We start from the raw sequence: 20,373 nt of genomic DNA, 5'->3' as shown, positions 1-20,373 counted from the left end.
GGCGTTCGTCGGCGGGAGCGACGCGTGAGCCGTCGCCGGGGATGCGCGGGCGTCCGCCGGGCGGGAGGAGGGAGGGGCGGGCCGGGGGCTCCCCGTGGGGCGGGAGCGCGGGCTCAGGCCGCGGGGCGGGACGCCGCCTTCACGAGGGCGCGTACGACCCGCACGTCCTCGCCCATCTCCGGATGCCACTGCACCCCGAGGACCCATCCGGCGCAGGGCAGTTCGACGGCCTCCACGGTGCCGTCGGCCGCGTGGGCCGACGGCACGAGGCCCGCGCCCAGGCGGTCCACCGCCTGATGGTGGTAGGTCGGCACCAGAGCCCGCGCGTCGACGATCCCGCCGTACAGGCTCCCCGGCACCGCCTCGACCGGGTGACCGCCGAAGACGCCCTCGGCCTCGGCGTGCCCGTCGAGGTGCTGGATCAGCGTGCCGCCGAGCGCGACGTTGAGCAGTTGCATGCCGCGGCAGATGCCCAGCAGCGGGAGGTCCGCCGCCAGCGCCGCCTCGATCAGGGCCAGCTCCCACGCGTCCCGTTCGGGAGCCGGCGGACCGGTGCGGGGATCGCGCTCGGCCCCGTAACGGGCCGGGTCGACGTCCGGGCCGCCGGCGATGACCAGGCCGTCGAGGCGGGCCACGGCCGCCGCCGCGTGTTCGGGCGCGTCCGGCGGGAGCATCACGGCCAGCCCGCCGGCCCGCTGGACGAGCCTCGGATACGCCGCGGGCAGCAGCGCCGCCTCCAGCTCCCACACACGCCAGCGCGTGCCGGGCTCCAGATACGTGCTGACGCCGATCAACGGCCTGCCGCCCGACCCGCCCGACGTGCTCGACGTGCTCGGCGCGTCAGACCCGCCCGACCCGTCCGGCGACTCCGCGCCGTGACCCGTCACCGTCATCTGTCCTCCCGGCCGACCTTCAATGGACATCGCTCGAACCTTTGCTGACCGTCCGTCGCGCTTCAGGTCAGGAAGCCCCTGAGCAGGGCCGCCGTCCCCGCGCAGTGCTCCCGCATGATCGCCCGCGCGCCGTCCGCGTCCCTGTCCAGCACCGCCGCCACCAGCGCGGTGTGCTGTCGCTGCGAGTGTTCCAGGTTGCGCACGAGCAGCGGGATGCAGTCGAGCAGGTCGTTCACCGTGGCCCGCACGGCCGCGTACCGCGCCGTCAGCGAGGGTGAGCCGCACAGCTCGGCGAGGGTCAGATGGAGCATCGTGTCGAGTCGGCGGTAGTCGGCCGGCGGAGCGTTCCCGGTGGCGGCGAGGGCCTCGCGCAGCCGGTGCCCCTGCTCGTCCGTCAGACCGTGCGACGCGCACAGACCCGCCGCGCCCGCCTCCAGCACCTCCCGGAACCGCAGCACGTCCTCCACGTCGGTCTCCGCGATCCGCCGCCTCAGCTCGTCCTCGCCGCCGGCGTCCGTGCGCGGCAGGACGAACGTTCCGCCGTACCGGCCCCGACGGGACTCGACCAGCCCCTGGTCCTGCAGGACCTTCAGCACCTCGCGCAGCGTCACCCGGCTGATCCCGAGCCGCTCCGCGAGATCGCGCTCGGCCGGCAGCCGCTCGCCCCCGGGGACCAGACCCAGTCGTACGACCTGCAGGATCTGCTCCAGCGCCTCCTCGAAGCCGTTTCCGGCCCGCACCGGCCGCAGCACCGGCGTCAGCCGGTCGTCCGGTACACCGTCAGCGTTCACCGACATCAGGCCGCGCCCCCTTCCCAAGCAATGGTTCTCCGCAATACCTTATGGCTCCCGGCCCGCCCGAAGAAGACGAGGGAGCCGGGGAAGCCGAAGGAGGCCCTTCCCGTGGCAGACCGCACACCCCCGCTCGGCGTCGAGGAGCTGCGCGCCCTCGTGGCGAGCGGTGAGATCGACACCGTCGTCCTCGCCTTCCCCGACATGCAGGGGCGCCTGCAGGGCAAACGGTTCGCCGCCGGCTTCTTCCTCGACGAGGTGCTCCGGCACGGCACCGAGGGCTGCAACTACCTCCTCGCCGTCGACACGGAGATGAACACCGTCGACGGATACGCCATGTCGTCCTGGGAGCGCGGCTACGGCGACTTCGCGATGCACCCGGACCTGGCCACCCTGCGCCGCGTGCCCTGGAACGCCGGCACCGCCATGCTGATCGCCGACCTCGCCTGGAACGACGGCTCGCCGGTGGTCGCCGCCCCGCGCCAGATCCTGCGCCGCCAGCTGGAACGTCTCGCCGAGCACGGCTTCACCGCCCAGGTCGGCACCGAGCTGGAGTTCATCGTCTTCAAGGACAGCTACGAGGCCGCCTGGGACGCGAACTACCGCGGGCTCACCCCGGCCAACCAGTACAACATCGACTACTCGGTCCTCGGCACCGGTCGCATCGAGCCGCTGCTGCGCCGCATCCGCAACGAGATGGCCGGCGCCGGCCTCACCGTCGAGTCCGCCAAGGGCGAGTGCAATCCCGGCCAGCACGAGATCGCGTTCCGCTACGACGAGGCCCTGATCACCTGCGACCAGCACGCCGTCTACAAGACCGGCGCCAAGGAGATCGCCGCCCAGGAGGGCGTGTCCCTCACCTTCATGGCCAAGTACAACGAGCGCGAGGGCAACTCCTGCCACATCCATCTCTCGCTCACCGACGCGGACGGCGTCAACGTGATGGCGGGCACGGCCGACGACCCGGACGGCATGTCCGCGGTCATGCGGCACTTCCTCGCCGGACAGCTGGCCGCCCTGCGCGACTTCTCCCTGCTCTACGCCCCCAACATCAACTCCTACAAGCGGTTCCAGCCGGGCTCCTTCGCCCCGACCGCCGTCGCCTGGGGGCACGACAACCGCACCTGCGCGCTGCGGGTCGTCGGCCACGGCCGCTCGACGCGCTTCGAGAACCGCCTGCCCGGCGGCGACGTGAACCCGCACCTCGCCGTCGCCGGTCTGGTGGCGGCCGGGCTGTACGGCATCGAGCACAAGCTGGAGCTGCCCGAGGCCTGCGCGGGCAACGCCTACGCCGGCGACTACGCGCACGTCCCCACCACGCTCCGCGAGGCCGCCGAGCTCTGGTCGGCCAGCCCGATCGCGCTGGCCGCCTTCGGCGAGGAGGTCGTCGCCCACTACCGCAACATGGCACGCGTCGAGCTCGAGGCCTTCGACGCCGCCGTCACCGACTGGGAGCTGCGCCGCTCCTTCGAACGTCTGTGAAAGGTCCCGCCTTGTCCCACCCGCACGAGCTGTCCCCGCACGAGCAGTCCCCGCACGAGCTGTCCCCGCACGAGCTGATCGTGCTCAACCCGGCCACCGAGGAGGTCGTCGCCGCCGTCCCGGCCGCCGACGCGGCGGACGTGGACCGCGCGGTGGCCCGGGCCGCGGCCGCGCAGACCGCCTGGGCCGCGGCGGCCCCCGCCGACCGCGCCCGACTGCTGCGCCGCTTCGCCGACGTGGTCGACGCGCACGTCGAGGAACTGGCGCTGCTCGAGGTCCGCGAGGCCGGCCACCTCCTCGGCAACGCCCGCTGGGAGGCCGGCAACGCCCGCGACCTGCTCCTCTACGCGGCGGGCGGCGTCGAACGGCTCCTGGGCAGCCAGATCCCCGTGTCCGGCGGCTGGAACGTCACCTTCCACGAGCCGCTCGGCGTGGTCGGCGTGATCGCCCCGTGGAACTTCCCCATGCCGATCGCTGCCTGGGGCGCCTTCCCGGCCCTCGCGGCGGGCAACGCGGTCGTCCTCAAGCCCGCCGAGACCACCCCGCTCACCGCCCTGCGGCTGGCCGAACTAGCCCTGGAGGCAGGCCTGCCCGAGCATCTCTTCCAGGTGCTTCCGGGCTACGGCGCGGTCGCCGGACGGGCGCTCGTCGACCACCCGGACGTCGCGAAGATCGTGTTCACCGGCTCCACCCGCACCGGCCGCGAGGTCATGGAGCGCTGCGCCCGGCAGGTCAAGCCGGTCACCCTGGAACTCGGCGGCAAGAGCCCGAACATCGTCTTCGCCGACGCCGATCTGAAGACCGCCGTCGACCCGTACTCCTTCCTGGACAACTCCGGCCAGGACTGCTGTGCCCGCACCCGGATCCTCGTCCAGGAGTCGGTGTACGACGAGGTGGCCGACCACCTGGCACGGGAGCTGGCCGCTGTGGTGGTCGGCGACCCGGCCGACGAGGCGACCCGGATGGGGCCGCTGATCTCCCGTCAGCAGGTGGACCGCGTACGGTCGTTCGTGCCGGACGACGCGCAGGCGCTGCGCGGCAGCGCACCCGACGGCCCCGGGTTCTGGTTCCCGCCGACCGTGCTCACCGGCGAACGGCCCGACTCCGCGGCCGCCCGCGAGGAGATCTTCGGACCCGTCGCCGTGCTGCTCCCCTTCACCGACGAGGCGGACGCGGTCCGGCTCGCCAACGACACCCCCTACGGCCTGTCCGGCTCCGTCTGGACCCGGGACGTCGGCCGCGCGCTGCGCGTCTCGCGGGCCGTGCGCGCCGGGAACCTGTCCGTCAACTCCCACTCCAGCGTCCGCTACTGGACCCCGTTCGGCGGCTACAAGCAGTCCGGCGTCGGCCGTGAGCTGGGCCCGGACGCCCTGACCGCCTTCACCGAGACCAAGAACGTCTTCATCAGCACGGAGGGCCCCGCACAGTGACGTCATCCACCCCCCTGCCCGACGAGAACATCTGCCGCCGCCTGGTGGGCCGCACGGCCGTCGTCACCGGCGCCGGCAGCGGCATCGGCCTCGCCTCCGCGCGCCGGCTCGCCTCCGAGGGCGCGCACGTCGTCTGCGGCGACGTCGACGAGACCCGCGGCAAGGCCGCCGCCGAGGAGGTCGGCGGGATCTTCGTGAAGGTCGACGTCACCGACCCGGAGCAGGTCGAGGCGCTGTTCCGGACGGCGTACGAGACCTACGGCAGCGTGGACGTCGCCTTCAACAACGCGGGCATCTCCCCGCCCGACGACGACTCCATCCTGGAGACCGGCCTGGAGGCCTGGCGGCGCGTCCAGGAGGTCAACCTCACCTCCGTCTACCTGTGCTGCAAGGCCGCCATCCCCTACATGCGCAGGCAGGGCCGCGGCTCCATCATCAACACGGCGTCCTTCGTGGCGCGGATGGGCGCGGCGACCTCGCAGATCTCGTACACGGCGTCCAAGGGCGGTGTCCTCGCCATGTCCCGCGAACTCGGCGTGCAGTTCGCCCGGGAGGGCATCCGCGTGAACGCGCTGTGCCCCGGGCCGGTCAACACCCCGTTGCTGCAGGAGCTGTTCGCCAAGGATCCCGAGCGGGCCGCCCGCCGCCTCGTCCACATCCCCGTCGGCCGGTTCGCCGAGGCCGAGGAGATCGCCGCCGCCGTCGCCTTCCTGGCCAGCGACGACTCCTCGTTCGTCAACGCCAGCGACTTCCTGGTGGACGGCGGGATCTCCGGGGCGTACGTGACCCCGCTGTAGAACCCGGCGGTCCGGGGCGGCGGTCGGCGGCGGTCAGAGGAAGGTGTGACCCTCGCCCCGGTAGGTCGGCACGGTCGCCGTCACGGCGTCCCCCTCGACGAGATGCAGCATCTCGAACCGTTCGCACAGCTCGCCGGCCTTCGCGTGCCGGAACCACACCTTGTCGCCGATCAGCAGATCGTCGGCGGGGGAGCCGAGCAGCGGCGTCTGCACCTCACCGGGACCCTCCTGGGGGTCGTAACGCAGACCCTCGGGGAGGTAGGGCGCCGGGAGCCGGTCGGGCCCGGCCGCACCGGAGGCCGGGTAGCCGCCGCCGAGGACGGTCACCACCCCGACGCCCGGCCTGCGTACGACGGGCATGGCGAACAACGCGGCCGGACGGCCGCTGAACGACGTGTAGTTGTCGAAGAGCCGCGGCACGTACAGCCCGGACCCGGCCGCGATCTCGGTGACCGCGTCCTCGGCGGCGGTGTGCTGCACACTGCCGGTGCCGCCGCCGTTGACGTACTCGAGGTCCGGCACGACGGCCCGCACCGCGCGCACCACGGCGGCGCGCCGCTCCGCGAGCTCCCGCCGGGCGGTGGCCTGCATCAGCCGGATCGCCCGCGACCGCAGGGGCCGTCCGGCGACGGCGTCGCCGACCCCGGCGATGTGCCCCTCGTACGCCATGATCCCCACCAGCCGGAAACCGGGCCGCCGGGCCACCGCCCGCGCCACGTCGGCGACCTGGGCGGGGGTGTGCAGCGGCGAGCGCAGCGCGCCCACCCGGAACCGACCGCCGAGCAGCTTCAGCGAGGTGTCCAACTCCAGGCAGACGCGGACGACTTCGGTGCCGCCGGCCCGCGCAGCGTCGATGAGGTCGAGCTGGGCGACGTCGTCGACCATGACGGTGACGGCGGCGGCGAGCTTGGGATCGGAGGCCAGCTCGGCATAGGAGCCGCGGTCGGCCGACGGGTACGCGAGGAGGATGTCCTCGAAGCCCGAGCGGGCCAGCCACAGCGACTCGGCGAGGGTGAACGACATGATCCCCGCGAAGCCGTCCTTCGCCAGGACGCGTTCCAGCAGCGTCCGGCAGCGCACGGATTTGCTCGCGAGCCGGATCGGCTTGCCGCCGGCCCGGCGGACCAGATCCTCGGCGTTCGCGTCGAAGGCGTCCAGGTCCACAAGGGCGAGCGGGGCGTCGAGATGGGCGGTGGCCCGGTCGTACCGGGCCCGGTCGGCGGCGCGCGCAGTCATGAAGGAAGCCTGCCAGACAGGATTACCGCAGGGTAGGGGGACGTTCCGGGCTAATGCCCCCGGGGCCGCCGACTGGTTCCCGCTCGACCGGCGACAAGCCGTAGAGTGACGCGCACGTACGGAGGAACGGCTCCGCCCGGGACAGCCGCGTCGGGATGCCGGTCCGCCCGCGCGGGTATGCCTGCCCGCGACGGACGACCGGGTCGCGCCGGCTCGCCCGGGCGAACCGACGGCCCGCGTACGAGAACGACGGCCCGGGGACGAGGAAACGGGGGGTGCATGAGCACGGAAGCACGCCGCGCCTCGGTCCCCTCGCAACCGGACGTCCCCCCGCAACCGGACGTCCCTCCCCACCCCGGCGTCCCGCCGCGTCCGAGCGCCCCGCCCCGTCCCGCCCGGCCGCCCGCCCCCGTCCCGGCGGACGCCCCCGACGCGTCGGACACCGCGGCCGCCCGCGCGAGGACCGTCCGACCGGCCGGCCCCGGCCGGTCGCCGCAGGAGCCCCCGCAGCGCCCGGCACCCCACCGTGAGGAACGCGAAGCCGCGCCACAGGCGACGACCGACGCGGCCGGACGACGGTCCGCGCACCGGACGGCGCCCGCTCCGGGGGCGCCGGAGACCCGGGACGCCGGCACGGCCGGGGACGGCGGCATGCCCGCCTCCGCGGACACCGCTCCCTCCAGCCCCGGCACCGCCCCCCGCTTCACCACCCTGCGGGCCCAGCACACGGACGCCATGACCCCGCCCCCGCCCCCCGCGTCGGCCCGTTTCCCGGACACCCCGCCTCCGCCGAGCCGTCCCGCGCACCCCCCACGTCCTGACGACACCGCGAGGCCCGCGGCGACCGACGAGCGCCCGCCCGCCGTCCCGCGTCCCGCCCCGCCCCACGACTTCCGTCGCGCCCCGCGCCCTGAGAGGCCGGCGTCCCGCCTCACGGACGGCCAGGACGCCGCCGGCACAGCCGCCCCGCGCCCCTTCACCACGGGCTTCTTCCGCCCCTCGGACCCGCCGCCCCGCTCCACGCACCCGGCCGCCCCGACCCCCAAAGCCGCCGAGTCTCCGCACCCCGCGCCCGGTGTGTCCCGGCCTTCCACGGCCGGTGAGGTCCCGCACCCCGCGCCCGACGGGTCCCGGCCTTCCACGGCTGCCGGGCCTCCGTTCGCCGCGGCCGGTGGGCCCCAGCACCCTCCGGCCGGTGGCACCCGGTCTCCGGCGACCGCCGAGCCTCCGCACCCCGCGCCCGACGGGTCCCGGCCTTCCACGGCCGGTGAGGTCCCGCGCCCCGCGCCCGACGGGTCCCGGCCTCCCACGGCTGCCGGGCCTCCGTTCGCCGCGGCCGGGGACGCTCGGCGGCCCTCGCCCGTCGAGGCCACGCGTCCTCAGGCCGGTGACACCACGCCCGCCGCTCCCGCCGACGGGCCGGACGCCCACAGCGGGCCGTCCGGTCGGACCGCCGGCCGCGCAGCCGGCCAAGGACCCTTCCGGCCTTTCGACCCTGCCCCTCGGCCCACCCGGCCGGACACCTCTGGGACCACCCCGGCCGCCCCGCGCCCCGCCGACGGTGACGACCCATGCACCTCGGACCGGCAGGGTCCGCGGCCCGCCCCCGCCGACCGTGACGGCCCGCGAGCCCCGGACGGGCAGGGTCCGCGCCCCGCCCCCGCCGGCTGGGACGACCCACGGCCCGCTGGCGCCGAGAGCGTCCGTTCCGCCGGCGCCGGGAGTGTGCACACCTCGGACCGCGCCTGGACGCCGCTGCCGCGTGACTGGGTGCCCGCGCCGGAGGCGTCCGGCGCCGCCGAGCGCGCCGGCTTCCGGAGGGTCCCGCAGCCGGACGACGGACCGGCGTGGAGTCCCGCCGCGGCCTTGCAGCAACCCGACTTCGCTGTGCCGCCCCCGTCCGCGCCCCCCGCGCCGCAGGCTCCGCGGCGGCCCGACACCGCCCCCGACGCGGCGAGCGGACCCGACCCGTCGCTCTCCTGGAGCGCTCCGATGTCCCCGGGCGGCGGCCACGGCGCCCGGCGGCCCGTGGTGACGTTCGGGCGGCCCGAGGGATACCGGGACACGCCCTGGACCCTCGGCCGACGGGGACGCACCGCCGCGGCCGCCGTCTGCGTCGTCCTCGGGCTCGGCCTCATCGGCGGTGCCCTGACCGGCAGTTGGCTCGTAGGAGGCTCGGGGGACGGCGCCGATCGCAGTGCCTACGTCACCGCCGGCGGCCTGTGGCACAACGTGCCCGTGGACCGGCTGTTCCCGCCCACGGTGGACGGGCAGGGCGCCGGCCCCGGCGGCGCCGACCGCGCCTGGACGCGGATCGCCGTCGCCCCGGACGGCGGCTGCGCCGACGCCTTCGACCCGCTGCTGCTGAAGGTCCTCGCGCCGGTCGGCTGCGAGCGGCTGCTGCGGGCCACCTACACCGACGCCACCCAGAGCTATGTGACCACCGTCGGCCTGCTGTTCACCAAGGCCGACGCGCCCGCCATGCGCTCCCTCGACGCCCGCGTCACGAAGGAGGGCCTGGCGAGGCGGGCGGATCTGATGCCCCGTCCGTACGCCGCGAAGGGCACCGTGGCCGCCGCCTTCGGCGACAAGCAGCGCGCCGCGTGGACCCTCTCCGTGCTGACGGACGCGCCGGTCGTGGTGTACGCCGTCTCCGGCTGGGCCGACGGCCGCACCGTGGACACCCCGCAGCCCGCTCCCGTCGCCACCGCGACCGGCGCCACGACCGCCCCCGCCCAGGCGGGTCTCGGCAACGAGGCACAGGGCCTCGCCGACCGCATCGAACGCGGACTGCGCAAGACCGTCGTCACGCCGCCCTCGGAGCAGCCCTCATGAGCCGACGCACCACCGCCCGCCGGGCGGGCCTCCTCAGCTGCCTGCTCGCCTGCTCCGTCGCGTTCCTGCCGGCCGCCCAGGCCCACGCCGACGGCATCCGTGCCCAGCAGTGGGCCCTGACCGCCCTGCACACCGAGCAGGCCTGGCAGACGACCAAGGGGAAGGGCGTGACGGTCGCGGTCCTCGACACCGGCGTCGAGGCCGACCACCCGGACCTCCTCGGCAACGTCCTCACCGGAAAGGACCTGGTCGGCTTCGGCGCCGCGCGCGGCGATCGCGCCTGGGCCCGGCACGGCACCGCCATGGCCAGCATCATCGCCGGTCACGGCCACGGCTACGGCGACGACGACGGTGTGCTCGGCATCGCGCCGGAGGCGAAGATCCTCCCCGTCCGCGTGATCCTCGAGGACGGCGACCCGCAGCGCACCAAAGCCCGCAACACCCGCGGCAACGCCCTCGCCGAGGGCATCCGATGGGCCGCCGACCAGGGCGCCGACGTCATCAACCTCTCCCTCGGCGACGACTCCGCCTCCGCGCATCCCGAACCCGCCGAGGACGAGGCCGTCCAGTACGCGCTGAAGAAGGGGTCGGTCGTCGTCGCCTCGGCCGGCAACGGCGGCGAGAAGGGCGACCACATCTCCTACCCGGCCGCCTACCCGGGCGTCATCGCCGCGACCGCCGTCGACCGCTACGGCACCCGCGCGTCCTTCTCCACCCGCCGCTGGTACGCCACGGTCAGCGCGCCCGGCGTCGACGTCGTCATCGCCGATCCGGACCACAAGTACTACCAGGGCTGGGGGACCAGCGCGGCCTCCGCGTTCGTCTCGGGGGCGGTGGCACTGGTCAAGGCCGCCCATCCCGGTCTGACCCCGGCGCAGATCAAGAAGCTGCTGGAGGACACCGCCCGCAACGCCCCCGACGGCGGCCGCGACGACTCCCGCGGCTACGGCTTCATCGACCCGGCCGCAGCGATCAGGACCGCCGGCCGCCTCGCGCCCGAGGGCCTGCAGTCCGCGGCCTACGGCGAGCGGTACTTCGGCTCCGGACCGGACGAGCCGAAGGCGGACGACGCCACGTCGAGCTGGGCCGGGCTGCTCGCGGGCGGAGCCGGAGGCGTGCTGCTGGTGACGGCGGTCCTGCTGTGGCGCGGCCGTCACCGGCGCGACCCGCACGAGCCCTACGAGGCCCTCTAGCCGTCCCCGAGGCAGCACGGCAGCGGGGCGACCGGCCCCGACCCGGCACGGCTACCCGGCGGGGGAAGCGGAGCCGGACACCGCCGTCGGCGTCGGCGTCGGCGTCGGTGACCCGGACGCCGATCCCGCGCCGTGGCCGCCCGCGACGACCGCCACCGCCGCCTTCGCCGCCGTCTCCACGAGGGAGATCCCCGCGGCCTGCGTGGCGTTGCCGTTCGACAGCACGGACACCAGGTAGTCGCGGCCGCCGGCGGTCACCCGCCCGATGCTGTCGACGTCCCACAGCCCGGTCGTGCTGCGCGGCAGCCAGCCGTTCTTCAGCGCCCACCTGGAGCCCTCGGCCGCGGCCGAGACGCCCCACCGCTGCCCCGGGGCGATCCGTCCCATCAGGCCCTGCAGATACGACCGCGACGCCTCGCTGAGTTCCGACGAGTCGCCGAACACCTGCTGCAGCAGCTTGAGTTGGTCGGCGGCCGTGGTCTGGGTCAGTCCCCACAGCATGCCCTCGCCGCCCGCGGTGTCCGTCAGCCCGAACCGCTCGTTCGCGGCGTCGAGTCCCTGGGCCTGCCCGATGCTCCGCCACAGGGCCGACGCCGAGTCGTTGTCGCTGTTCTCGATCATCGCGGCGGCGTACGCCTTCTCGGCCGCCGTGAGGTGACGGTCGGCGTCCTGCGCCTGCAGCAGCAGAGCCGCCAGGATGTCCACCTTCACGATGCTCGCCGTGTCGAAGGCGCCCTCGCCGTACACGGCGGTCTTGCCGGAACCCACGGCGAGCACCGCCACGGACACGGCGGCCCGGCGCGGCACGGCCACCGACTCCATCGCCGACGCCAGCAGCGCGTCGTGGTCCTTCCCGGGTACCGCCACTTGCTCCACCGCCACCTCCCCGCCTCCTTCGACGGACGCCGAGCCGGACGGCGTCGTCGCAGTGGACGACGATACGGCTCCCGCACGCGGCAGCGACCGCGTCTTCACGTAGACGCTTCCGCCCGCCGTCGCCCCGAGGACGGCTGCCACGGCGAGCGCGACCGGGAGGAACGGACGGCGCCGGGAGGGGCGAGCGCGGCGACTGCGACGTGCTCCGGAGGACTCCATGCACGCGAGGGTGGAGAAGGTGACTGTGCGGACCGTTGGGCCGGCGTGAGAGCTGCCTCAGCGGGGACTGAGAATCCCGTGAAAGCGGTCACCGCCGTGTTTCCGGCCCGGCACGAGACCGGCGGCGTCCCCCCGATAGGGTCGACGACCGTGGCGAACAAGAACATTCCCGACCCCGGATTCTCCGACGACGACGGCTCGGCCGACCCCCGGCTGAGCGCGGCGCTCGCCGCCTGGGCCGAGGACCGCACCGCCGTGGGACCGGTGCTGGAGGCCCTCAGGGGCGCCCGGCTCCTGGTGCCCGTGGTGGCCGTCCTCGGCGAGGTGGAGGAGGACGAGAACGGGCTGCGCCGCGAGAAGACCAGCGACATGGCGGTTCCGACCCTGAAGGCCGGCGCCCGCACCGCCCTGCCCGCCTTCAGCTCCACCGACACCCTCGCCCGGTGGGACCCCGAGGCACGCCCGGTGGCCGTCCCCCTGCACCAGGCGCTGCAGGCGGCCGCGCACGAGAAGGCGGACACCCTCGTCCTCGACCTGGCAGGACCGGTGCCGTTCGAACTGACCGGGCCGGCGCTCCTGGCGCTCGCGGAGGGCCGCACCTCCACCGACCCGCTCGCCGACCCGGCGGTCGTCGCCGCGGTCCGGGCCGCCGTCGCCGCCGGACCGGAGGTCGTCCGCGCCCACCTCGGGCCGGGCGGGGCGGACGGCATCCTCGCCCTCGTGCTCGACCCGTCGGCCGATCCGGCCGAGGCCGCCCGGGCGGTGGCCCGGCGGCTGGCCGCCGACGAGACGCTGAGGGCCCGCCTGGTGCGCGGCCTCGACCTGGCACTGCTGCCGGCCGGGTCCACGCCCCCGGGCGAGCCCCTGTACGTCCGCGGATGAACACCGTCCGCGGATGAACCGTCCGCTGCGGAGCGTCCGGTGTGAAGCGTCGGCGGATCGAGCCGTCCGCGGACGGTCTCCCGGACGAACCGTCCGCGGATCAGCCGTAGACCGGGCCCGTGTACTTCTCGCCCGGGCCCTGCCCCGGCTCGTCCGGCACGACCGACGCCTCGCGGAACGCCAGCTGCAGCGACTTCAGGCCGTCGCGCAGCGGCGCGGCGTGGAAGGAGCTGATCTCGGTCGTGCTCGCGTCCAGCAGCCCGGCGAGGGCGGTGACCAGCTTGCGGGCCTCGTCCAGGTCCTTGTACTTGTCGCCCTCGTCGGTCAGCCCGAGTTTCACCGCGGCGGCGCTCATCAGGTTCACGGCGACCGTCACGATCACCTCGACGGCGGGGACCTCGGCGATGTCGCGGGTCATCTCGTCGAAGTCGGGGGAGCCGGCCGCATCGCCGGGAGAGGTGTCACTCATGCCCCACACGATAGGACCCGCCGCACGCCCTCTTGACAGCAGGAGGCGGGCGACGGCTGATTAGCGCCCGCCTGTCCGAGCTGCTAATCTCGTGTAACGACCGGTCGGACACGCGTGCCATCCAGCAGGCGGACCCGGCCCACAAGTGGAGGCTCCGAACTCCCACCCGATCGTCCCCCGAGGACGGCGGGTCACCCCGGTCAGGCGGTCGCCATCGTTCCGTACGGACGATGGAATCGCCCGGTAGTGCGCCCCGCGATCCTCGCGGCGGTGCTCCGGTAGTGCTTGGAGCCCCGCATGTGATCGTTCGGGGCATTTTTTGTGCGTCGACGTGGTTGAAAACATATCGAACACAGACGTTACGTGGCTGTCCGCCAGACTGCCGTGTGGTGCTACCGAGGAGGATCCATCAGCACCGAGCCCCGCATCAACGACCGGATTCGCGTTCCCGAAGTGCGACTTGTCGGTCCCAGTGGCGAGCAGGTCGGCATCGTGCCGCTTGCCAAGGCACTGGAGCTTGCGCAGGAGTACGACCTCGACCTGGTCGAGGTGGCCGCGAGCGCACGCCCGCCGGTCTGCAAGCTCATGGACTACGGGAAGTTCAAGTACGAGTCGGCCATGAAGGCCCGTGAGGCGCGCAAGAACCAGGCGCACACGGTCATCAAGGAAATGAAGCTCCGGCCGAAGATCGACCCGCACGACTACGACACCAAAAAGGGTCACGTCGTCCGGTTCCTCAAGCAGGGCGACAAGGTCAAGATCACGATCATGTTCCGCGGCCGCGAGCAGTCCCGCCCCGAGCTGGGCTACCGACTGCTGCAGCGTCTCGCGGAGGACGTCCAGGACCTCGGGTTCATCGAGTCGAACCCGAAGCAGGACGGCCGCAACATGATCATGGTCCTCGGTCCGCACAAGAAGAAGACCGAGGCCATGGCCGAGGCCCGTCAGGCGCAGGAGGCCCGCAAGGCCGAGGCGAAGGCCAACCCGGGCCGTTCGCAGAACGCCGCGGACGCCGACGCCGTGAACGCCGAGGCAGACGTCGAAGCAGACGTCGAGGCCCCTGCCGAGGCTTCCGCCGAGGCGTGATCCACGGGGCGCGAGTCCCGAGGGCGTATCCGATACAAGCGCGTTCCACCGTGCCCGGTTTCCCGACCGGGCACCGGAACGCCACCGACGAGGAGAGAACGGCGCTATGCCGAAGAACAAGTCGCACAGCGGTGCCAGTAAGCGCTTCAAGATCACCGGCTCCGGCAAGGTGCTCCGTGAGCGCGCCGGCAAGCGCCACCTGCTCGAGCACAAGTCGTCCCGCGTGACGCGTCGCCTCACCGGCAACGCCGAGATGGCCCCGGGCGACGCCGCGAAGATCAAGAAGCTTCTCGGCAAGTGACGTCAGGCGCAACCATCGCGCCTGATCCCTGACCGGGACCCAATCGTTTCCGGGTCGTGTGAGTCCAACCGCGGCCCCGCTACAAGGAGTTAACAAGTGGCACGCGTCAAGCGGGCAGTCAACGCCCACAAGAAGCGCCGGGCGATCCTCGAGGCGGCCTCCGGCTACCGCGGTCAGCGTTCGCGCCTGTACCGCAAGGCCAAGGAGCAGGTCACCCACTCGCTGGTCTACAACTACAACGACCGCAAGAAGCGCAAGGGCGACTTCCGTCAGCTGTGGATCCAGCGCATCAACGCTGCGGCCCGCCAGAACGGCATGACGTACAACCGCCTCATCCAGGGTCTGAAGGCCGCGAACATCGAGGTCGACCGCAAGATCCTGGCCGAGCTGGCCGTGAACGACGCCACCGCGTTCGCCGCGCTGGTCGAGGTCGCGCAGAAGGCCCTCCCCGCGGACGTGAACGCGCCCAAGGCCGCGTGACGCTGCGCCGGCTTTGAGTCGACGTGACTGGACCCGCAGGTTTTCCTGACCTGCGGGTCCTTTGCTGCTCACGTCACGGCCGTCGTTCGGGTGCGGACGTGGGCGGACCGTGGTGGGCTGATCGCGCCCACGCGGCGGGGCCGCACGTCGATGCCTCCCGCGCCCCTGAAAGCCCCTTACCGAAGGTGAACGAGTACATGTCCTCCGCCAGCCCCGAGCTGATCTCCCCCCGCTCCCCGCGCGTCTCCGCGGCGCGGCGGCTCGCCAAGCGGAACTTCCGGGGCAAGGAGCGGCTCTTCCTCGCGGAGGGGCCGCAGGCCGTGCGGGAGGCCGCGGCCCACGGCGGCGACACCCTCACCGAACTGTTCGCCACCGTCGAGGCCGCCGAACGCTACGCCGACATCATCGCCGAGGCCCGCGCCGTCGGCGCCCGGGTGCACCTGGCCGCCGAGCAGGTCATCGAGGACGTCTCCACCACCGTCACCCCGCAGGGTCTCGTCGGGATCTGCCGGTTCGTGGACACGCCCTTCGAGGACGTCCTCGCCGCCCGGCCGAAGCTCGTCGCCGTCCTGGCCCATGTGCGCGACCCCGGCAACGCCGGCACCGTGCTGCGCTGCGCGGACGCCGCGGGCGCCGACGCCGTCGTGCTGACCGACGCCTCCGTGGACCTCTACAACCCCAAGGCCGTCCGGGCCTCCGTCGGCTCCCTCTTCCATCTGCCCGTCGCCGTCGGCGTCCCCGTCGAGCAGGCCGTGGCCGGACTGAAGTCGGCCGGGGTGCGGGTCCTCGCCGCCGACGGAGCGGGCGACCACGACCTCGACGACGAGCTCGACCGGCGGACCATGGGCGGGCCCACCGCCTGGGTCTTCGGCAACGAGGCATGGGGGCTGCCGGAGGAGACGCGGGCCCTCGCGGACGCCGTCGTGCGGGTTCCGATCCACGGAAAGGCCGAGAGCCTGAACCTCGCGACCGCGGCCGCCGTATGTCTCTACGCATCGGCGCGTGCACAGCGCGCCTCCGGAGGGTGCCGCTCCGTCACCGCCAGCTAGTAGGGTGACGTGCTCGGAGCTCCTCGTCTGGGAGGTGGGGTACGGGGATGAGTGTCGGCACGAACAGCGCACCGGGAGCGGCTCGATCCGCCGGTGACCTGGCCGAACTCGGCATAGACCCCGACGACCTGCCCGACGGGCTAGTCGTCGCCGACGAGCACGGGCACGTCGTCTGCTTCAACGCCGCCGCCCAGCGGATCACCGCCGTCGCCGCCGCGGACGCCCTCGGACAGCGCCTCGACAAGGCCCTGCCGCTGGAGGACCTCGAAGGCCGCCGCTGGTGGCAGCTCACCGACCCCTACGGCGGCCTCGCCATCCGCGTCGGCCAGCCCGAGCGCAACCTGCTCCTGCCGGGCGGGCGCGAGGTGCTCGTCTCGGTGCGCTACGTCCGCACCGAACCCACCGGACCCGTCCGCCGGGTCGTCGTCTCGATCCGCGACACCGAGGCCCGCCGCCGCACCGAACGCAGCCACGCCGAGCTGATCGCCACCGTCGCCCACGAGCTGCGTTCACCCCTGACCTCGGTCAAGGGCTTCACCGCCACCCTGCTCGCCAAGTGGTCGCGGTTCACCGACGACCAGAAGCGGCTCATGCTGGAGACCGTCGACGCCGACGCCGACCGGGTCACCCGTCTCATCGCCGAACTGCTCGACATCTCGCGCATCGACTCGGGGCGGCTGGAGGTACGCCGCCAGCCCGTCGACATGGGCGCCGCCGTGGGACGCCACATCCAGGCCTACGTGGCCGCCGGACAGCCCGCCGACCGGTTCCTGCTGCGCCTCGAACAGCCGCTGCCCGCCCTGTGGGCCGACCCCGACAAGGTCGACCAGGTCCTGAGCAACCTCATCGAAAATGCCGTGCGCCACGGCGAGGGAACCGTCACCATTGACGTCACGCCCGCCGCCTCGCCCCGTGAGGGGGAGGAGACCGGTACCTCGGTCACCGTGAGCGACGAGGGCGCAGGCATCCCGGAGGACTCCATGAACCGCGTGTTCACCCGCTTCTGGCGGGGCAGCAAGCGCGGCGGCACGGGTCTCGGGCTGTACATCGTCAAGGGCATCGTCGAAGCCCACGGCGGCGTCATCACGGTCGGCCGCGCCGCGGGCGGCGGCGCGGAGTTCCGATTTACGTTGCCCGTGAGCACCCCGGCGTACCTCACCTGAGAACGGCCGGGCGGCCCACGGGCGCGTTCGCACACCGCCACCCCGTTAGACTCGGCCATTGGCACCTTTGTGTCCCAGGGACGGCCCTCTGACCTCTGCATGAGTCGGTGACGGGGACCTTCAGCCAGCCAATCGGAAGACACGGGAAGAGATGTCGGCACCGAATAAGTCGTACGACCCGGTAGAGGTCGAGGCCTTGAAACCGGAAGAGATCGAGCGCATGCGGGACGAGGCGCTCGCCGCCTTCGCCGCCGCGGACTCCCTCGACGCGCTCCAGGAGGCCAAGGTCGCCCACACCGGCGGCGCCTCCCCGCTGGCCCTGGCCAACCGCGAGATCGGCGCGCTGCCGCCGCACGCCAAGGCCGCCGCCGGCAAGCTGGTCGGCCAGGCCAGGGGCGCCGTGAACAAGGCTCTCGCCACGCGTCAGGAGGAGCTGGAGGCCGAGCGTGACCAGCGTGTCCTGGTCGAGGAGGCGGTGGACGTCACACTGCCCTACGACCGCGTGCCGGCCGGCGCCCGCCACCCGCTCACCACGCTGTCGGAGCGCATCGAGGACGTCTTCGTCGCCATGGGCTACGAGGTCGCCGAGGGCCCGCAGGTCGAGGCCGAGTGGTTCAACTTCGACGCCCTCAACATCGGGCCGGACCACCCGGCCCGCGGCGAGGCCGACACCTTCTTCGTGCAGGGCCCCGACGGCGGCACCGAGTCCGGCGTCGTGCTGCGCACCCACACCTCGCCCGTGCAGATCCGCTCACTGCTGTCGCGCGAGCTGCCGGTGTACGTGATCTGCCCCGGCCGCGTGTACCGCACCGACGAGCTGGACGCCACCCACACCCCGGTCTTCCACCAGGTGGAGCTGCTCGCCGTCGACGAGGGCCTCACCATGGCCGACCTCAAGGGCACCCTGGACCACATGGTCCAGTCGCTGTTCGGCGAGGGCATGAAGACCCGGCTGCGGCCGAACTTCTTCCCCTTCACCGAGCCGTCCGCCGAGATGGACATGGTCTGCTACGTCTGCCGCGGCGAGTCCGTCGGCAACCCCGACCGGCCCTGCCGCACCTGCTCCAGCGAGGGCTGGATCGAGCTGGGCGGCTGCGGCATGGTCAACCCCAAGGTGCTGGCCGCCTGCGGCGTCGACCCGGAGAAGTACAGCGGGTTCGCGTTCGGGTTCGGCATCGAGCGGATGCTGATGTTCCGCCACAACGTCGAAGACATGCGAGACATGGTCGAGGGTGACGTCCGGTTCACCCGGCCGTTCGGGATGGAGATCTGATGCGGGTCCCGCTTTCCTGGCTGCGGGAGTACGTCGACCTGCCGGCCACCGAGACCGGCCGTGACGTGCAGGCCAAGCTCGTGTCGGCGGGCCTCGAGGTAGAGACCGTCGAGCCTCTCGGAGCCGACCTCAAGGGTCCCCTCGTCGTGGGCCAGGTGCTCACCGTCGAGGAGCTCGAGGGCTTCAAGAAGCCGATCCGCTTCTGCACCGTCGACGTCGGCACCGCCAACGGCACGGGCGAGCCGCAGGAGATCGTCTGCGGCGCCCGCAACTTCGCCGTCGGCGACAAGGTCGTCGTGGTCCTCCCGGGCGCCGTCCTGCCCGGCGGCTTCGCGATCGCCGCGCGCAAGACGTACGGCAAGACCTCCCACGGCATGATCTGCTCCGGCGACGAGCTGGGCATGGGCGACGACGGCAGCCACGGCATCATCGTGCTGCCGCCGGAGACCGAGGTCGGCAAGGACGCCATCGAGCTCCTCGAACTGGTCGACGAGGTGCTGGACATCGCCGTCACCGCCAACCGCGGCGACTGCCTGTCCATCCGCGGCGTCGCGCGCGAGGCGGCGATCGCCTACGGTCTGCCGCTGCGCGACCCCGCCCTGATCGACGTGCCGGCCCCGAACGCGTTCGGCTACCCGGTGCAGGTCTCCGACCCGATGGGCTGCGACCGCTTCACCGCCCGCACCGTCACCGGTCTGAGCCCCGAGGCGCGCTCCCCGATCTGGCTGAAGCGCCGGCTGCAGAAGGTCGGCATGCGCCCGATCTCGCTCGCCGTCGACGTCACCAACTACGTGATGATGGAGCTCGGCCAGCCGCTGCACGCCTACGACCGCTCGCTGGTCCAGGGCACGATCGGGGTGCGCCGCGCCGGGGAGGGCGAGAGAATCGTCACCCTCGACGGAGTGACCCGCAAGCTGCACGCCGAGGACCTGGTCATCACCGACGACCGGGGCCCCATCGGCCTGGCGGGCGTCATGGGCGGCGCCGACACCGAGATCGCCGATCACGACGCCGCGGAGAACGGGGGCGCCTCCACGACCGACGTGGTCATCGAGGCCGCCCACTTCAACGCCGTGTCGATCGCGCGTGCGGCGCGTCGGCACAAGCTGTCCTCGGAGGCGTCCCGGCGCTTCGAGCGAGGCGTCGACCCGCTGGCCGCCGCTGCCGCCGCGCAGCGCACGGTGGACCTGCTGGTGCTGCTCGCGGGCGGCACCGCCGACGCGGGCGTCACGGAGATCATCGCCCCGTCCGCGCCGCACACGATCAGCGTTCCGGCCGACCACCCGGACAAGGTCGCGGGCGTGGTGTACGGCCGTGAGATCGTCGTCCGCCGGCTGCAGGAGATCGGCTGCGACGTCTACGGGCAGGACGAGCTGATCGTCACCGTCCCGTCCTGGCGGCCCGACCTCGCCGAGGCCAACGACCTGGCGGAGGAGGTCATCCGGCTGGAGGGCTACGAGAACCTGCCGTCCACGCTGCCCAAGCCGCCGTCGGGCCGCGGTCTCACCCACCGGCAGCGGCTGCACCGTCGCGTCGGACGGGCGCTGGCCGGCGCCGGCTACGTCGAGGCGCCGAACTACCCGTTCGTGGGCGAGCAGGTCTTCGACCAGCTCGGCCTCGACGCCGACGACCCGGCCCGCCGGGTCGTGCGGCTCACCAACCCGCTCAACGACGAGGAGCCCGCGCTCCGCACGTCGCTGCTGCCGGGGCTGCTGGCCGCCCTGCGGCGCAACGACGGCCGGGGCTCGCACGACCTGGCCCTCTTCGAGACGGGTCTGGTCTTCCTCCCGCGCGAGGAGAAGGGCGTCGCCGGGCACCTGCCCGTCGGCCGCCGTCCCACCGACGAGGAGCTGGCGTCCCTGGACGCCGTGCTGCCCGAGCAGCCGCGCCATGTCGCCGTCGTCCTTGGGGGGGGGGG

The 20,373-nt window shown here is 73.4% G+C and carries 18 protein-coding genes; 13 read left to right on the top strand and 5 right to left on the bottom strand.

What is annotated here, in order from left to right; all coding sequences use genetic code 11:
- Nucleotides 1-113 precede the first annotated feature (113 nt).
- Entirely contained in the window at nt 114-893 is a 780-nt protein-coding gene (locus ACN6LD_RS23545) for a gamma-glutamyl-gamma-aminobutyrate hydrolase family protein (protein ID WP_319197335.1), read from the bottom strand.
- A 62-nt stretch (nt 894-955) separates the two neighbouring features.
- On the bottom strand, nt 956-1,690 hold the full coding sequence (locus tag ACN6LD_RS23540) for a FadR/GntR family transcriptional regulator (protein ID WP_445044179.1): 735 nt from the start codon (nt 1,688-1,690) through the stop codon (nt 956-958).
- A 105-nt stretch (nt 1,691-1,795) separates the two neighbouring features.
- On the opposite strand from ACN6LD_RS23540, the gene ACN6LD_RS23535 reads away from it, so the two are divergent.
- The 3 genes from ACN6LD_RS23535 to ACN6LD_RS23525 are packed head-to-tail and all read left to right on the top strand — an operon-like array spanning nt 1,796 to nt 5,393.
- Nucleotides 1,796-3,166 carry a glutamine synthetase family protein gene (locus ACN6LD_RS23535; RefSeq protein WP_319197337.1) on the top strand — a complete coding sequence of 457 codons (1,371 nt, stop codon included), beginning with the start codon at nt 1,796-1,798 and terminating at the stop codon, nt 3,164-3,166.
- Nucleotides 3,167-3,225: 59 nt separating this feature from the next.
- Nucleotides 3,226-4,596: an aldehyde dehydrogenase family protein gene (locus ACN6LD_RS23530; RefSeq protein WP_445044196.1), complete on the top strand. Its 1,371-nt coding sequence runs from the start codon at nt 3,226-3,228 to the stop codon at nt 4,594-4,596.
- A gap of 14 nt (nt 4,597-4,610) precedes the next feature.
- Complete coding sequence (locus tag ACN6LD_RS23525; RefSeq protein WP_415925017.1) at nt 4,611-5,393, top strand: 3-oxoacyl-ACP reductase; 783 nt, start codon at nt 4,611-4,613, stop codon at nt 5,391-5,393.
- Nucleotides 5,394-5,426: 33 nt separating this feature from the next.
- On the opposite strand, the gene ACN6LD_RS23520 is transcribed toward ACN6LD_RS23525, so the two are convergent.
- A complete protein-coding gene (locus ACN6LD_RS23520; RefSeq protein WP_319197342.1) occupies nt 5,427-6,629 on the bottom strand; it encodes an amino acid deaminase/aldolase in 1,203 nt (400 codons plus the stop codon).
- A gap of 1,725 nt (nt 6,630-8,354) precedes the next feature.
- On the opposite strand from ACN6LD_RS23520, the gene ACN6LD_RS23515 reads away from it, so the two are divergent.
- Both ACN6LD_RS23515 and mycP read left to right on the top strand, forming a co-directional pair.
- Nucleotides 8,355-9,464, top strand: a complete 1,110-nt coding sequence (locus ACN6LD_RS23515; protein ID WP_445044178.1) for a hypothetical protein — start codon at nt 8,355-8,357, stop codon at nt 9,462-9,464.
- Nucleotides 9,461-10,657 carry a type VII secretion-associated serine protease mycosin gene (gene mycP, locus ACN6LD_RS23510; protein ID WP_319187546.1) on the top strand — a complete coding sequence of 399 codons (1,197 nt, stop codon included), beginning with the start codon at nt 9,461-9,463 and terminating at the stop codon, nt 10,655-10,657. Before ACN6LD_RS23515 ends, mycP begins: the two co-directional genes overlap by 4 nt.
- Nucleotides 10,658-10,708: 51 nt before the next feature.
- On the opposite strand, the gene ACN6LD_RS23505 is transcribed toward mycP, so the two are convergent.
- Nucleotides 10,709-11,752, bottom strand: coding sequence for a serine hydrolase (locus ACN6LD_RS23505; RefSeq protein ID WP_445044177.1), 1,044 nt, complete (start codon nt 11,750-11,752; stop codon nt 10,709-10,711).
- 150 nt (nt 11,753-11,902) lie between these two features.
- On the opposite strand from ACN6LD_RS23505, the gene ACN6LD_RS23500 reads away from it, so the two are divergent.
- Nucleotides 11,903-12,634, top strand: coding sequence for an SseB family protein (locus tag ACN6LD_RS23500; RefSeq protein ID WP_445044176.1), 732 nt, complete (start codon nt 11,903-11,905; stop codon nt 12,632-12,634).
- Between the two features lie 100 nt (nt 12,635-12,734).
- Here ACN6LD_RS23500 and ACN6LD_RS23495 read toward each other — a convergent pair whose 3' ends face one another.
- Nucleotides 12,735-13,103, bottom strand: coding sequence for a DUF1844 domain-containing protein (locus tag ACN6LD_RS23495; protein ID WP_319187540.1), 369 nt, complete (start codon nt 13,101-13,103; stop codon nt 12,735-12,737).
- A 384-nt stretch (nt 13,104-13,487) separates the two neighbouring features.
- Here ACN6LD_RS23495 and infC point away from each other — a divergent pair, with 384 nt between their 5' ends.
- The 7 genes from infC to pheT form a co-directional block, all read left to right on the top strand.
- Nucleotides 13,488-14,189 carry a translation initiation factor IF-3 gene (infC, locus tag ACN6LD_RS23490; RefSeq protein ID WP_079041356.1) on the top strand — a complete coding sequence of 234 codons (702 nt, stop codon included), beginning with the start codon at nt 13,488-13,490 and terminating at the stop codon, nt 14,187-14,189.
- A gap of 106 nt (nt 14,190-14,295) precedes the next feature.
- Nucleotides 14,296-14,490 (top strand): 50S ribosomal protein L35, encoded by a 195-nt coding sequence (gene rpmI, locus ACN6LD_RS23485; RefSeq protein ID WP_003977225.1) that lies wholly within the window; start codon nt 14,296-14,298, stop codon nt 14,488-14,490.
- 96 nt (nt 14,491-14,586) lie between these two features.
- A complete protein-coding gene (gene rplT, locus ACN6LD_RS23480; protein ID WP_057580434.1) occupies nt 14,587-14,970 on the top strand; it encodes a 50S ribosomal protein L20 in 384 nt (127 codons plus the stop codon).
- Nucleotides 14,971-15,167: 197 nt separating this feature from the next.
- A complete protein-coding gene (locus ACN6LD_RS23475) occupies nt 15,168-16,019 on the top strand; it encodes a TrmH family RNA methyltransferase (RefSeq protein WP_319187537.1) in 852 nt (283 codons plus the stop codon).
- Nucleotides 16,020-16,066: 47 nt separating this feature from the next.
- Nucleotides 16,067-17,182 (top strand): sensor histidine kinase, encoded by a 1,116-nt coding sequence (locus tag ACN6LD_RS23470; RefSeq protein ID WP_319187535.1) that lies wholly within the window; start codon nt 16,067-16,069, stop codon nt 17,180-17,182.
- Nucleotides 17,183-17,333: 151 nt separating this feature from the next.
- Nucleotides 17,334-18,455, top strand: coding sequence for a phenylalanine--tRNA ligase subunit alpha (gene pheS / locus ACN6LD_RS23465; protein WP_057580432.1), 1,122 nt, complete (start codon nt 17,334-17,336; stop codon nt 18,453-18,455).
- Nucleotides 18,455-20,373: phenylalanine--tRNA ligase subunit beta (pheT, locus tag ACN6LD_RS23460; RefSeq protein ID WP_445044175.1), on the top strand; the 1,919-nt coding region annotated here is incomplete at its 3' end. The genes pheS and pheT, both read left to right, overlap by 1 nt.

Source organism: Streptomyces sp. SAS_272 (genome assembly GCF_052543235.1).
This window is presented reverse-complemented; position numbering and strand designations above follow the sequence as displayed.

Excerpts from the sequence above, each read along its gene's own strand:
- ACN6LD_RS23545 (WP_319197335.1), bottom strand. The coding sequence starts at position 893 with ATGACGGTGACGGGTCACGGCGCGGAGTCGCCGGACGGGTCGGGCGGG.
- ACN6LD_RS23540 (WP_445044179.1), bottom strand. The coding sequence starts at position 1,690 with ATGTCGGTGAACGCTGACGGTGTACCGGACGACCGGCTGACGCCGGTG.
- ACN6LD_RS23520 (WP_319197342.1), bottom strand. The coding sequence starts at position 6,629 with ATGACTGCGCGCGCCGCCGACCGGGCCCGGTACGACCGGGCCACCGCC.
- mycP (WP_319187546.1), top strand. The coding sequence starts at position 9,461 with ATGAGCCGACGCACCACCGCCCGCCGGGCGGGCCTCCTCAGCTGCCTG.
- ACN6LD_RS23505 (WP_445044177.1), bottom strand. The coding sequence starts at position 11,752 with ATGGAGTCCTCCGGAGCACGTCGCAGTCGCCGCGCTCGCCCCTCCCGG.
- ACN6LD_RS23495 (WP_319187540.1), bottom strand. The coding sequence starts at position 13,103 with ATGAGTGACACCTCTCCCGGCGATGCGGCCGGCTCCCCCGACTTCGAC.
- rpmI (WP_003977225.1), top strand. The coding sequence starts at position 14,296 with ATGCCGAAGAACAAGTCGCACAGCGGTGCCAGTAAGCGCTTCAAGATC.
- ACN6LD_RS23475 (WP_319187537.1), top strand. The coding sequence starts at position 15,168 with ATGTCCTCCGCCAGCCCCGAGCTGATCTCCCCCCGCTCCCCGCGCGTC.
- ACN6LD_RS23470 (WP_319187535.1), top strand. The coding sequence starts at position 16,067 with ATGAGTGTCGGCACGAACAGCGCACCGGGAGCGGCTCGATCCGCCGGT.
- pheS (WP_057580432.1), top strand. The coding sequence starts at position 17,334 with ATGTCGGCACCGAATAAGTCGTACGACCCGGTAGAGGTCGAGGCCTTG.